Raw genomic sequence first — 13,450 nt, forward strand, 5'->3', positions numbered from 1 at the left:
GATGGCCCGATCGGCGCCGCCCTGTGCCCGCCTGTGCCCTGTGCCCGCAGGCTGTCGTCAGCCGCGCCGGCCCCGGCCCCTGCGGCCGGGCTCCTCGTCGTGGTCGCCGTACTCCCGCTCGTCGTGCGATCCCAGCAGCTCGTCCGCCAGCGACGGCAGGTCGTCCAGCGGGGTCTCCTCGGCCCAGTCGGGACGCGGCCGACGACGAGGGGTGCCGTCGGCGTCGATCTGCGGCATCTCGCGCGTACGGTCCTCGGAGCCGTCGGGGCCCGCGGCGGGCCGCTCGTCCCGGAAGAAGCCGGGCGGCACCCGGTTCGCCGGGTCGTCACCCCGTACGGGCGGCAGTACGGCCGTCTCGTCGGCCGCCCCCGGAACCGGCGGCAGCACCGCCGTCTCGTCCGACGCATCCGGAACCGGCGGCAATACCGCCGTCTCGTCCGACGCGCCGTTGACCGGCGGCTGCGGCAGCTCGGCGGTCACCTCGGCGTCGGAGCCGGGCTCGGTGGCCGCGGTCGTCTGCGGCTCCTCGCCGGCCCGGCCACGGTCGTGCTGTTCGTCGCGCACTGGACGCAGCACCGTCGTCTCGTCGGTGCCCGGCTCTCCCCGCCCCGGCGGGGCCACCGGGGTCGGGACCGTCTCCTCGGGGCCGCGCGCGTCCGGCGCCACCACCGGGGTGGGAACCGTCGCCGCGTCCGGGGCCGGGCCCGGCGCGGCCGGCAGGGGCGTGCCGGACCGGCGGGCCGCCGTGTCGGCCGCCGCCGCTGCCTCGGCCGCCTGCCGACGGGCCTCCTCGGCGCGCAGCAGCGCCTCCTCGGCCTTGCGCTGCTTCTCCAGGCGGCGCGCTTCTTCTTCCGCGCGCAGTCGGGCCTCCTCCTCGGCCTGCCTGCGACGCCGCTCCTCCTCGGCCCTGCGGCGGGCCTCCTCCTCGGCGCGGGCCTTCTCCTCGGCGAGCAGCCGCTGCCGCTCCTCCTCCGCGCGCCGGGCCGCTTCCGCCGCCCGCTGCCGGGCCTCCTCCGCCTGCCGTTCGGCCTCGCGGCGCTGCGCCTCCTCCAGCTCGCGGCGCTTGCGCTCCTCCTCCTCGGCGCGCAGCCGGGCCAGCTCCTCCTGGCGCTCGCGCTCCAGGCGCTCCTCCTCTGCCTTGCGCGCGGCCTCTTCCTCGGCCTTGCGGCGGGCCTCCTCCTCGGCCTTCTTCCGGGCCTCCTCCTGGGCCTTGATCTCGGCCTCGGACAGCGGCAGCACGGTGTCGAGCCGGTGCCGGATCACCGTGGTGACGGCCTCGGGCTCCTGACCGGCGTCCACCACCAGGTAGCGGCCGGGGTCGGCGGCGGCCAGCGTGAGGAAACCGGCCCGCACGCGCGCGTGGAACTCCGCGGGCTCCGACTCCAGCCGGTCCGGCGCCTCGGTGAACCGCTCGCGGGCGGTCTCCGGGGAGACGTCCAGCAGGACGGTCAGGTGCGGGACGAGCCCGTTGGTCGCCCAGCGGTTGATGCGGGCGATCTCGGTCGGGGACAGATCGCGGCCGGCGCCCTGGTAGGCGACCGACGAGTCGATGTAGCGGTCGGAGATCACGACCGCGCCGCGCTCCAGGGCGGGCCGTACGACGGTGTCGACGTGCTCGGCGCGGTCGGCGGCGTACAGCAGCGCCTCCGCGCGGTGCGACAGACCCGCCGAGGACACGTCGAGCAGGATCGAGCGCAGCCGCTTGCCGACGGGGGTGGCGCCCGGCTCGCGGGTGAGCACAACCTCGTGGCCCTTGGCGCGGATCCACTCCGCGAGGGCCTCGGCCTGGGTCGACTTGCCGGCGCCGTCGCCACCCTCCAGGGCGATGAAGAAGCCGTTCGTCGCCGGTGCCTCGACCGGGTCGTCGCCGCCGAGCAGCGCGTCCTTGAGGTCCTGGCGCAGCGGGATGCCGGAACGGTCGTCGACCTTGGCGAGCACCAGGGCGGCCACCGGCAGCAGCAGCGCGCCGACCAGCATCAGCGTGAAGGAGGCGCCGCCGTGTGCGAAGACGAACTTGCCGTTCTCCAGCCGGTGCCGGCCGATGAGCCCGGCGACCACGGGCGCGGTCAGGGCGCCGAGCGCTATGAAGACCCGGACGACCGCGTGCAGGTGCTCGGTGACGCGCGCCCGGCGGTAGTCCTCGGTCTCCTGGTCGAGCAGGGCGTGCCCGGTGTTCGCGGCCACGCCGGCGGTGACACCGGCGAGGGTGACGATCAGCAGCACCGTGGTGACGTCCGGGACGAGCCCGGCGGCCAGCAGGGCGATACCGGTGAAGGCGATCGCGAGGGCGAGCAGCCGGCGGCGCGAGAGCGAGGGCAGCAGCGAGGGCGCCGTACGGATGCCGACGGCGACACCGCCGGTCAGGCCCAGCACCAGCAGGCCGTACAGAACCGGGCCGCCGCCCAGGTCGGTGGCGTGCAGCACGCACACCGAGACGGCCGCCGCGATGGACCCGGCCACCGCGGCACAGGCCGGGACGAGCAGCGGGATCGCGCCCGTACGGCCCTTGTCGACGCCGGTGCCGGTACGCGGGCGGCGCAGGCCCTCCAGCGGGGACCGCGGGCGCGGAGTGCGGGTGTCGGGCAGCTCCAGGAAGGTCAGCACGGATAGGGAGGCGGCGAACAGGCCGGCCGCCACATACGACGCGAGGGCCGCATGGTGCTGGTCGAACCAGGCCACGCCGGTACCCAGCAGGTTGTTCAGCAGACCGGCGACGACCAGCGCGGCGGCAGCCAGCGGGACGGCGAGGAAGCTCGTGCGCAGCGAGAGGCGGCGCAGGGCGTCCATGTGGTCCGGCAGCGGCCGCACGGTGGCGCCCTCCGGGGGCGGGCCGGGCAGCAGGGCCGGGGCCGCACTCTCCCGGCACACCGTCCACAGGCGCTCGGCGACGCCGGTGACGAAGGCGGTGACCAGCAGGACGGCCAGCGCGTTGTCCGGGGTCCAGTCGATCCACAGGGGCGCGACGATCAGCAGCGCGGTGCGCACGCCGTCGGCGCCGACCATGGTCCAGCGGCGGTCGAGGGGGCCTTCCTGGGCGGTGAGCGTGGTCAGCGGGCCGAGGAGGACCGCGCCGAACAGCAGGGCGGCGAGGACGCGCGTCGCGAAGACCGTCGCCACTGCGAACGCGACCCCTCGGTATCCACCGCCGAACGCGCCCTGGGCGATCGCCGCCTGGAGGGCGAGGACAACCAGGACGAGGAGTGCGAGGGTGTCGCCGACACCGCTCACCAGCTGTGCGCTCCACAGGCGCCGCAACTCGGGTCGGCGCAGCAGGGAACGGACGGCGCGCTCGCGGGAGTCCGCGACCAGGGCGTCGTCCGGGGCTGTGGTGGGGGCCGTTGGCTGCTCGGCTCGCGTCATGCGTTCAGCCTATCCGCAGCCACCGACACCACACCCCGCCTCTCCTGGCATGGGCACGCCCCGACATCAAAGTGATGCCGGGGCGTACCGAAGTGATACAGAGGCGAAGCCTTCGCGAAGTCGAACAGCAGTGCGGAGGCTGATCAGTCCTCGGCGCTCGGTCTCCGCACTCAGTCCTCGGCGGTCAGTCCTCCACGCCCGAAGCCGTCGCCTTGGAAGCCGTGGCCTTCTTGGTGGTCGTCTTCTTCGCCGTGGTCTTCTTCGCGGCCGCGGTCGTCTTCTTCGCCACCGTCTTCTTGGCGGCGGTCTTCTTCGCCGGGGCCTTCTTCGCGGTCTTCTTGGCGGGCGCCTTCGCGCGCTTCTCGGCGAGCAGTTCGAAGCCGCGCTCCGGGGTGATCGCCTCGACGCTGTCGCCGGAGCGCAGGGTCGCGTTGGTCTCGCCGTCGGTGACGTACGGCCCGAAGCGGCCGTCCTTGACCACGACCGGCTTGCCGGAGACCGGGTCCTCGCCCAGCTCCTTCAGCGGCGGCTTGGCGGCGGCCCGGCCACGCTGCTTCGGCTGGGCATAGATCGCCTGCGCCTCTTCCAGCGTGATCGTGAAGAGCTGGTCCTCGGACTGCAGGGAGCGCGAGTCCGTGCCCTTCTTCAGGTACGGGCCGTAGCGGCCGTTCTGCGCGGTGATCTCCTGGCCGTCGGCGTCCGTGCCGACGATCCGCGGCAGCGACATCAGCTTCAGGGCGTCGTCGAGCGTCACCGTGTCGAGCGACATCGACTTGAACAGCGAGGCCGTGCGCGGCTTGACCGCGTTCTTGCCGGTCTTCGGGGTGCCTTCAGGGAGGACCTCAGTGACGTACGGGCCGTAGCGGCCGGCCTTGGCGACGATCTGGTGGCCGGTCGCCGGGTCGGTGCCCAGCTCGACATCGCCGCTGGGCTTGGCCAGCAGCTCCTCGGCCAGCTCGACACTCAGCTCGTCCGGCGCCAGGTCGTCCGGGATGTCGGCGCGCTGGTGCTGCTCGGTGTCCTTCTCGCCGCGCTCGATGTACGGGCCGTAGCGGCCGACGCGGAGCACGATGTCGTTGCCCACCGGGAACGACGACACCTCGCGCGCGTCGATCGCGCCCAGGTCGGTCACCAGCTCCTTGAGGCCGCCGAGGTGGTCCCCGTCGCCGTTGCCCGCCTCGGCCGCGCCACCGTGGCCGGTGCCCTCACCGAAGTAGAAACGCTTCAGCCACGGCACGGCCTTGGCCTCACCGGCCGCGATGCGGTCGAGGTCGTCCTCCATCTTGGCGGTGAAGTCGTAGTCGACGAGCCGGCCGAAGTGCTTCTCCAGCAGGTTGACGACGGCGAAGGAGAGGAAGGACGGGACGAGGGCCGTGCCCTTCTTGAAGACATAGCCGCGGTCGAGGATCGTGCCGATGATCGACGCGTACGTCGACGGGCGGCCGATCTCGCGCTCTTCCAGCTCCTTGACCAGGGAGGCCTCGGTGTAGCGGGCCGGGGGCTTGGTGGCGTGGCCGTCGACCGTGATCTCCTCGGCGGACAGCGCGTCGCCCTCGGCGACCTGCGGCAGCCGGCGCTCACGGTCGTCCAGCTCGGCGTTCGGGTCGTCGGCACCCTCGACGTAGGCCTTCAGGAAGCCGTGGAAGGTGATCGTCTTGCCGGAGGCGCTGAACTCCACGTCCCGGCCGTCGGCGGCGGCACCGCCGATCTTCACGGTCACGCTGTTCCCGGTCGCGTCCTTCATCTGGGAGGCGACGGTCCGCTTCCAGATCAGCTCGTAGAGCTTGAACTGGTCGCCGGTCAGGCCGGTCTCGGCAGGAGTGCGGAAACGATCACCCGAGGGGCGGATCGCCTCGTGGGCCTCCTGCGCGTTCTTGACCTTGGCGGCGTACGTACGCGGCTGCGGCGGCAGGTAGTCGGCGCCGTACAGCTGCGTGACCTGGGCGCGGGCTGCCGTGATCGCCGTGTCGCTCAGCGTCGTGGAGTCCGTACGCATGTACGTGATGTAGCCGTTCTCGTACAGCTTCTGGGCGATCTGCATGGTCGCCTTGGCGCCGAAGCCGAGCTTACGGCTGGCCTCCTGCTGCAGCGTCGTCGTACGGAACGGGGCGTACGGCGAGCGGCGGTACGGCTTGGACTCGACGGAGCGCACGGAGAAGCGGGTGTTCTCCAGGGCGGCGGCGAGGGCGCGGGCGGTCGCCTCGTCGAGGTGGAGGGTGTTCTCGCTCTTGAGCTGTCCCAGGGAGTCGAAGTCGCGGCCCTGCGCGATCCGCCTGCCGTCGACGGTCTGCAGGCGGGCGACCAGCGACGACGGGTCCGACGGATCCCCCGCACGGCCGGTCGCGAAGGTGCCCGTCAGGTCCCAGTACTCGGCAGAACGAAACGCGATGCGGTCGCGTTCCCGCTCCACCACGAGCCGCGTGGCGACGGACTGGACACGGCCGGCCGACAGGCGCGGCATGACCTTCTTCCACAGGACCGGCGAGACCTCGTAGCCGTAGAGGCGGTCGAGGATGCGGCGGGTCTCCTGGGCGTCGACCAGCTTCTGGTTGAGCTGGCGCGGGTTGGCGACGGCCTCGCGGATCGCGTCCTTGGTGATCTCGTGGAAGACCATCCGCTTGACCGGGATCTTCGGCTTGAGGACCTCCTGGAGGTGCCAGGCGATCGCCTCGCCCTCCCGGTCCTCATCGGTGGCGAGGAAGAGCTCGTCGGAATCCTTCAGCAGGTCCTTGAGCTTCTTGACCTGCGCCTTCTTGTCAGCGTTGATCACATAGATCGGCTGGAAGTCATGGTCTACGTCCACACCGAGGCGGCGGACCTCACCGGTGTACTTCTCGGGCACCTCCGCGGCGCCGTTGGGGAGGTCGCGGATGTGCCCGACGCTCGCTTCGACGACGTAGCCGGGGCCGAGATAGCCCTTGATCGTCTTCGCCTTGGCAGGCGACTCGACGATGACGAGTCGGCGGCCGCCCTGTGCGGTCTCGCTGGTCGGGGACAACTTCGCTCTTCTCTCCGGTCGACGCTGGGGCCTCCCCAGGGCTTCCTCCCGGGGTCGCGGCGTGCTGGCACGTGTGACGCTGCGGAGTGTGACGGTACATCCCGCCCCCGTGTCAAACGGGAAAAGCCCACAACGGCCACTCGAACGGTAACCCGACTACCGCCATTCCTGCCGCCCGGACTACCGGGTACCCACCTGAGGCATGTCCGGAGCGTGACGCTCCCCTTGCACTGACGGCATGCTCCCCGCCGGGCCCCCGCCGATGTCAGAGGCGGGTCAGGCAGTAAACGCCGAGGGCCAGCGCGACCGTCCCGGCCACGCTCGCGAGGGCCGCCGATGCGACCTGGTTCACACCGTGGGCCACCGGCTCGCGACACCTGAGGCGGGTGCCGGTCCAGGCCAGAAGGGCGCCCCCGAACAGCGCGAACACCACTCCCGCGAAGATCGCCGGCCCGCTCTCCATCCCCCGCCCACCCCTTCCGTGCCGTCCGGCTCTGCCCGCGCCGGGAGACTGGCACCCGCGGGAGACGGGCGGGGGGCGGGAGGGCGACATCGAGGTGAACGAGGGGCCGACGTGACATCGAACACAAAATCGAATAACGCCAGGATGATCACGGCAGCCATATTTTTCCGGCCGTTTTCCCGGCATCGGCGCGTCACTGCGGCCGCCACCGCTCCATGCCTGCCCGTGCCTGCCCGCGCCCCCGGCATACGACGATGATCCGGACGCGGCCACCCAGGCATCGGGGCACGGCTACGACCGCACCGGTACCCGGCCTACCGCACCCGACCCAAGCCGCCGTAGCCCCGCCCTGCCGCCCCGCCCGGCCCGCTCAGCCCGCTCAGCGCGGCCCGCTCAGCGCGCCGGTTCGAGGAAGCCCTGTTCCACCAGCACACGGATCTGCGCGGGCGTCCGGTCCCGGAGCACCACCGGGTCCTCGTCCATGAGCTGGGCGATGGCGTCGAGGATGCGGCCCGCGCTCAGCGTGCCGTCGCAGACGCCCGCGAACCCGGCGCCGACCGTGTCCACCTTCGTGGCCCGGCGCATCCCGCGGTGCTGGCGCAGCACCACATGCTCCGGGTCCTCGGCGCCGGGCAGCCCGACCTGTTCCTGGACCACCTCGGCGGCGAGCTTGAAGTGACTGTGGAGCAGCGCCGCGTCGTCGTGCTCGCGGAGATAGTCGAGACGCTCGAAGTGCGCCCGGATCGTGTCTCCCAGGGGCTGCTCGACCGGGTGCGGCCACTCCTCCACCGTGACGACGGGCTCGGCGGAACCCGTCCGGCGCAGGGTGATCCAGCCGAAACCGACCGCCTTGACCTTGCGCGCCTCGAACTCGTCGAGCCAGGCGTCGTAGCGAGCCTGGTACTCCGCCGGATCCCCGCGGTGGTCACCGGCGTCCCTCAGCCACAGCTCGGCGTACTGCGTGATGTCCTGTACCTCGCGCTGCACGATCCAGGCATCGCACCCGCGCGGCACCCACGACCTGAGTCTGTCCTGCCAGTCCTCCCCCGCTACGTGCTGCCAGTTGGCGAGGAACTGCGCGAACCCGCCCTCGTTCAGCCGTTCCCCCGCCTGCTGAACGAGCGAGCGGCACAGATCGTCCCCGCCCATGCCGCCGTCCCGGTACGTGAGGCGAGCGCCGGGCGAGATGACGAAGGGCGGGTTGGAGACGATGAGGTCGAAGGTCTCGTCGGCCCGGACCGGCTCGAACAGCGAACCCTCGCGCAGGTCGGCGGCGGGCGCGCCGGAGAGCGCGAGAGTGAGCGCGGTGATGTGCAGGGCGCGCGGGTTGAGGTCGGTCGCCGTCACGCGCGTGGCGTGCTGGACGGCGTGCAGCGCCTGGATGCCGGAGCCCGTGCCGAGGTCCAGGGCGGACGCGACCGGCGTACGGACGGTGATGCCGGCGAGGGTGGTGGAGGCGCCGCCGACACCGAGTACGACGCCCTCGTCGCGCTGTCCGATACCACCCGCACCGCCGACCGCGCAGCCCAGGTCGGAGACGATGAACCAGTCCTCGCCGCCGGGGCCGCCGTAGGGCCGTACGTCCACGGTGGCGGCCACCTCGTCGCCGCCCACGCGCGTGAGCCACCCGGCCTCCAGCGCCTCCTCGGCCGGCAGAACGGCCGCCACGCGCGCGTGCGGCACCGGCTGCTGGAGCAGGAACAGCCGGACGAGTGTCTCCAGCGGCGTGTCGCCACGGGTCGCCCGCAGGGCGGGCACGGTCTCGCTGCGGGCCAGCGCCGCGTACGCGGGGGCGCCGAGCAGCTCCAGCAGTCCGTCGGCGGTGAAGGATGCGGCCAGCAGCGCGTCACGCAGACGCGCGGCGATGTCGGGCCGGTCGGAAGCGGGCAGGGAAGCGAGTCCGGAGTCAGTCACGCCCCCATTGTGGCCCGCGGCACGTGCCACACGCGGCCTCAGCACGCCTCACCGATGCCGCTCGGCACACGTCACCGACGTGGGTTGCCGGCGGTGCGTCGCGGCCCCGAGGGCCGTACGTGAGCCGTCGGCCGACAGTCGGGAGCGTCCCGTCAGCCCGCCGACGGCGACGACGAGGAGGAGGAGGCCGTGGCCGCGACCTTCTTGCAGCTGGCCTGCTGGGCGATGGCGTTCTTGACGTCACCCTGCTGCAGCTTCTCCAGCGCGTCGGTACCGCTCTTGTGCTGCTTCTCCAGGTCCGTCATCTGCACCGCGATGTCGTGCAGGCCCGAGGCGAACTTGGCCTGGTCCTTGGTGTTCAGCGCGTCGACCTGCTTCTTCAGGCCGGCGTAGGAGGCGGAGAGACCGTCGAAACTCTTCACGACGTCCTGGAGCCGCTGGGCGCCGTCCTGGACACCGGGAGGCGCGCCCGCGTTGCTGACGGCGGCCGCGATCGCCTTGTAGCCGTCGGCCATGTCCTGGAAGGCCTGTGAGTCCGTCTTCTGGAGGGTCTCGGGCTTGGCGGTGTCGGCGGCCGTCGTGCTGATGGCCGCGTTCGCCGCCTTGATCTTCGCGTCCTGCGCGGGCACCGCGTCGCACACCGACTTGGCCCAGGCGACCAGCTTGGGGTCGGGTCCCTTGTCGCCGCCGCTGCTGCTGCATCCAGACAGCGCCACCACCAGTACCGCACCGCCGGACAGTGCGGCCGCGAGCTTCTTGTTCACCGGATTGGTCCCTTCCATGGCTCTCGGCCCACGGACCCTACACGGCGGACCCACACCCTCCACTCCCCGAACGCCCCCTAAGGCACCCTTTGCAACCCTTTGCACCATGAGAGAGAAGGCTCACCACGTGGGCGAGCCCACAGACGCGTCCATAGACGCGCCCACAGAGCGCCCCCAGACGGAAGCGGGCGGGCGGCACGCCAACACGCGCCGCCCGCCCACCCGTTGAGCAGGGCCTCTCGAACAGACCGAAAGTGCCGCTACGAAACCACCGCCGTGTTGGCCGAGTTGGCGACCCGCTCGGTGCTCTCCTCGTCGCCGACGGCGATACCGCGCCGCTTGGAGACGTACACGGCGACGACGATCACCACAAGCGCGAGGATCGCGACGCCGATCCGCACGCCCAGGTTCTTGTCGCTGCCGTAGGAGAACTTGATCACCGCGGGCGCGATGAGCAGCGAGACCAGGTTCATGACCTTCAGCAGCGGGTTGATCGCCGGTCCGGCGGTGTCCTTGAAGGGGTCGCCGACGGTGTCGCCGATCACCGTGGCCGCATGGGCCTCGCTGCCCTTGCCGCCGTGGTGGCCGTCCTCCACCAGCTTCTTGGCGTTGTCCCAGGCGCCGCCGGAGTTGGCGAGGAACACCGCCATAAGCGTGCCCGCACCGATCGCACCGGCCAGGTAGGAGCCGAGCGAGCCGACGCCGAGCGTGAACCCGACGAAGATCGGCGCCATGACGGCGAGCAGACCCGGCGTGGCCAGCTCCCGCAGGGCGTCCTTGGTGCAGATGTCGACGACCTTGCCATACTCGGGTTTCTCGGTGAAGTCCATGATCCCGGGCTTCTCGCGGAACTGCCGCCGCACCTCGAACACCACCGAACCCGCCGAACGCGACACGGCGTTGATGGCCAGTCCGGAGAAGAGGAAGACGACCGCCGCGCCCGCGATGAGGCCGACGAGGTTGCTGGGCTGGGAGATGTCCAGGGACAGGCTCAACGGCGCGCCCGGCCCGGTGAGTTTCGCCCCGACCTCCTGCACGTTGGTGGTGATCGCGTCGCGGTACGACCCGAACAGCGCCGACGCGGCGAGGACGGCGGTGGCGATGGCGATGCCCTTGGTGATGGCCTTGGTGGTGTTGCCGACCGCGTCCAGGTTGGTGAGCACCTGTGCGCCCGCGCCCTCGACGTCGCCGGACATCTCGGCGATGCCCTGCGCGTTGTCGGAGACCGGCCCGAAGGTGTCCATGGCGACGATCACGCCGACCGTGGTCAACAGGCCGGTGCCGGCCAGCGCGACCGCGAACAGCGCGAGCATGATCGACGTACCGCCGAGCAGGAACGCGCCGTACACGCCGAGCCCGATGAGCAGCGCGGTGTAGACGGCGGACTCCAGGCCGACCGAGATGCCGGACAGGACGACGGTGGCCGGTCCGGTGAGGGAGGTCTTGCCGATGTCCCTGACCGGGCGGCGGTTGGTCTCGGTGAAGTAGCCGGTCAGCTGCTGGATGACGGCGGCCAGCAGGATGCCGATCGCCACCGCGACCAGGGCGAGGATCCGCGGGTCGCCGTCCTTGCCCCTGATCGCCGCGTCCGTCACGCCGTGCAGAGCGGAGTACTTCGAGGGCAGGTAGACGAAGACCGCGACGCCGACCAGCACGAGGGAGATCACCGCGGAGATGAAGAAACCGCGGTTGATCGCCGTCATGCCGCTGCGGTCGGCGCGCCGCGGGGCGACCGCGAAGATGCCGATCATCGCGGTGATGACGCCGATCGCGGGCACGAGCAGCGGGAAGGCGAGTCCCGAGTTGCCGAAGGCGACCTTGCCGAGGATCAGGGCGGCCACCAGGGTCACGGCGTACGACTCGAAGAGGTCGGCCGCCATGCCCGCGCAGTCGCCGACGTTGTCGCCCACGTTGTCGGCGATGGTCGCGGCATTGCGCGGATCGTCCTCCGGAATGCCCTGCTCGACCTTGCCGACCAGGTCGGCGCCGACGTCGGCGGCCTTGGTGAAGATGCCGCCGCCCACACGCATGAACATGGCGATCAGGGCGGCGCCGAGGCCGAAGCCCTCCAGCACCTTCGGAGCGTCGGCCGCGTACACCAGCACCACGCAGGAGGCGCCCAGCAGGCCGAGCCCCACCGTGAACATGCCGACGACGCCGCCCGTGCGAAATGCGATCTTCATCGCGGTGTGCGAGACGGTGGTGAGATCCTTTTGCGGTTCGCCCGGTCCGGGGGTGGCTTCCCGGGCCGCCGCGGCGACCCGCACATTGCTGCGCACGGCAAGCCACATGCCGATATAGCCGGTGGCCGCCGAGAACGCCGCTCCGATCAGGAAGAACACCGATCGTCCGGCACGCTGATTCCAGTCGTCCGCGGGCAGCAGCATGAGCAGGAAGAAGACGACGACGGCGAATACGCCGAGCGTGCGCAACTGCCGGGCGAGATACGCCTTCGCGCCTTCCTGGACCGCCTCGGCGATCCGCTTCATGCTGTCGGTGCCCTCGCCCGCGGCCAGCACCTGGCGCACCAGGATCCCCGCGACCACCAGTGCGGCGAGGGCGACTGCCGCGATGACGGCCACGATGATCCGGTTGTCGCCGGTCAGGACTGCGGCTGCAAGGGATGTGGGATGACCCGATTGAGGGGTAGAAAGCCCCGCCATTCGTCCTCCTTGACGCTTGGGCTGAGCTCAAGATGTGGGGATTCTAGGTACCTCAGTGTGATCTAAACAGGGCGCGGTAAACGGAATTCGCCTCCACCGACCCATCAGCAAATGATCGAGATCCCACCCGACCACCCGAATGGAGTAACGCCCCCAGGGCATTTTTAATGATCGTGAATTTCTTCACGAATTCGGGTGAGCGCACGTTTGTGCTGGAAAAACACCAAGGGCCCTGCTCGGCAGGGCCCTCGTGACGTGGGGTGGGGCGACGCTCAGACCAGCGCCGTGGCCGGCGGTGTGGTCGGCCAGGTCATGCGGATCAGGCCGCCGTCGTGCCCTGTGGTGACCTGGACGTCGTCGACGAGGCCGCTGATGACCGCGAGGCCCATCTCGTCCTCCTCGACCTCCGCCTCGCCGTCCTGCGCGGCGCCGGGCGTGTCGCCCGGGACGGCGTGCGGCGCCTCGTCGCCGACCTCGATGGAGAACTGTTTCTCCTCTTCGATCAGCGCCACCTTCACGGGCGCGCTGATGCCGCTGCTCTGGTGCAGTCCGACGGCACGGGAGCAGGCCTCGCCGACGGCGAGCCGGACCTCGTCGAGGACGGCCTCGTCCACTCCGGCCCTGCGTGCCACCGCGGCCGCCACCAGTCGGGCGGTCCGGACGTGCTCGGGCAGCGCGCTGAAGCGGAGTTCGACGGTGGCCATGCATCCCCCTCGCGACTAACGGGCGTGCGGTCGGGGGCGGGGCCGCCGAGCGCCCGCACCCCCTGCTGTGCTTCTGTGCCCCGGGCCACTTCCGGGCCTGGGGAAAGAACCGGTCGACCCACCGGCCCGGAACACGGCAGGCCGGACCCGACCGGCCGGCGTCCGGGCTCAGAGGAGAGCCCGGCGCCGGTGACCGGTCCGGAGTCAGTCGGTGGCCGCCACCGCTTCCTCGACCGAGGTGTGGATCGGGAACACCTTGGTGAGGCCGGTGATACGGAAGATCTTGAGAATGCGCTCCTGGTTGCACACCAGGCGCAGCGAGCCCTCGTGGGCACGCACCCGCTTCAGGCCGCCGACCAGCACGCCGAGCCCGGTGGAGTCGAGGAAATCCACGCCCTCCATGTCGACGACGAGGTGGAAATTCCCGTCGTTCACCAGCTCGACCAGCTGCTCGCGCAGCTTGGGCGCGGTGTATACATCGATTTCGCCACCGACCTCGACGACCGTACGATCGCCGACGGTACGGGTCGACAGGGACAGGTCCACGGATCCTCCAGCACCTTGCTATCGAGCGGTCGCCCCAA

At 71.2% G+C, this 13,450-nt stretch carries 8 protein-coding genes; all 8 read right to left on the reverse strand.

The window, feature by feature from the left end; all coding sequences use genetic code 11:
- Nucleotides 1-57: 57 nt before the first annotated feature.
- Nucleotides 58-3,360 carry a dTMP kinase gene (gene tmk, locus ACWC2T_RS03200; RefSeq protein WP_450668749.1) on the reverse strand — a complete coding sequence of 1,101 codons (3,303 nt, stop codon included), beginning with the start codon at nt 3,358-3,360 and terminating at the stop codon, nt 58-60.
- A 184-nt stretch (nt 3,361-3,544) separates the two neighbouring features.
- The gene (gene topA / locus ACWC2T_RS03205) at nt 3,545-6,358 is read right to left on the reverse strand and encodes a type I DNA topoisomerase (RefSeq protein WP_450668750.1); all 2,814 of its coding nucleotides are present in this window, start codon (nt 6,356-6,358) and stop codon (nt 3,545-3,547) included.
- A gap of 265 nt (nt 6,359-6,623) precedes the next feature.
- Nucleotides 6,624-6,821, reverse strand: a complete 198-nt coding sequence (locus tag ACWC2T_RS03210; RefSeq protein WP_450668751.1) for a hypothetical protein — start codon at nt 6,819-6,821, stop codon at nt 6,624-6,626.
- Between the two features lie 393 nt (nt 6,822-7,214).
- Nucleotides 7,215-8,735: a DUF7059 domain-containing protein gene (locus ACWC2T_RS03215; RefSeq protein WP_450668752.1), complete on the reverse strand. Its 1,521-nt coding sequence runs from the start codon at nt 8,733-8,735 to the stop codon at nt 7,215-7,217.
- Between the two features lie 152 nt (nt 8,736-8,887).
- Nucleotides 8,888-9,517, reverse strand: a complete 630-nt coding sequence (locus ACWC2T_RS03220; protein WP_450668753.1) for a small secreted protein — start codon at nt 9,515-9,517, stop codon at nt 8,888-8,890.
- A 242-nt stretch (nt 9,518-9,759) separates the two neighbouring features.
- A complete protein-coding gene (locus ACWC2T_RS03225; RefSeq protein WP_450668754.1) occupies nt 9,760-12,162 on the reverse strand; it encodes a sodium-translocating pyrophosphatase in 2,403 nt (800 codons plus the stop codon).
- A gap of 272 nt (nt 12,163-12,434) precedes the next feature.
- Nucleotides 12,435-12,866: an ATP-binding protein gene (locus tag ACWC2T_RS03230; RefSeq protein WP_450668755.1), complete on the reverse strand. Its 432-nt coding sequence runs from the start codon at nt 12,864-12,866 to the stop codon at nt 12,435-12,437.
- A 204-nt stretch (nt 12,867-13,070) separates the two neighbouring features.
- Nucleotides 13,071-13,412 (reverse strand): anti-sigma factor antagonist BldG, encoded by a 342-nt coding sequence (bldG, locus tag ACWC2T_RS03235; RefSeq protein WP_010986038.1) that lies wholly within the window; start codon nt 13,410-13,412, stop codon nt 13,071-13,073.
- Nucleotides 13,413-13,450: the final 38 nt, after the last annotated feature.

The sequence above is a fragment of the Streptomyces sp. NPDC001393 genome (assembly GCF_053597455.1).

Bases quoted from the DNA above. Each gene is read 5' to 3' on its own strand.
- ACWC2T_RS03220 (WP_450668753.1), bottom strand. From the start codon at position 9,517: ATGGAAGGGACCAATCCGGTGAACAAGAAGCTCGCGGCCGCACTGTCC.
- tmk (WP_450668749.1), bottom strand. From the start codon at position 3,360: ATGACGCGAGCCGAGCAGCCAACGGCCCCCACCACAGCCCCGGACGAC.
- ACWC2T_RS03210 (WP_450668751.1), bottom strand. From the start codon at position 6,821: ATGGAGAGCGGGCCGGCGATCTTCGCGGGAGTGGTGTTCGCGCTGTTC.
- ACWC2T_RS03230 (WP_450668755.1), bottom strand. From the start codon at position 12,866: ATGGCCACCGTCGAACTCCGCTTCAGCGCGCTGCCCGAGCACGTCCGG.
- ACWC2T_RS03225 (WP_450668754.1), bottom strand. From the start codon at position 12,162: ATGGCGGGGCTTTCTACCCCTCAATCGGGTCATCCCACATCCCTTGCA.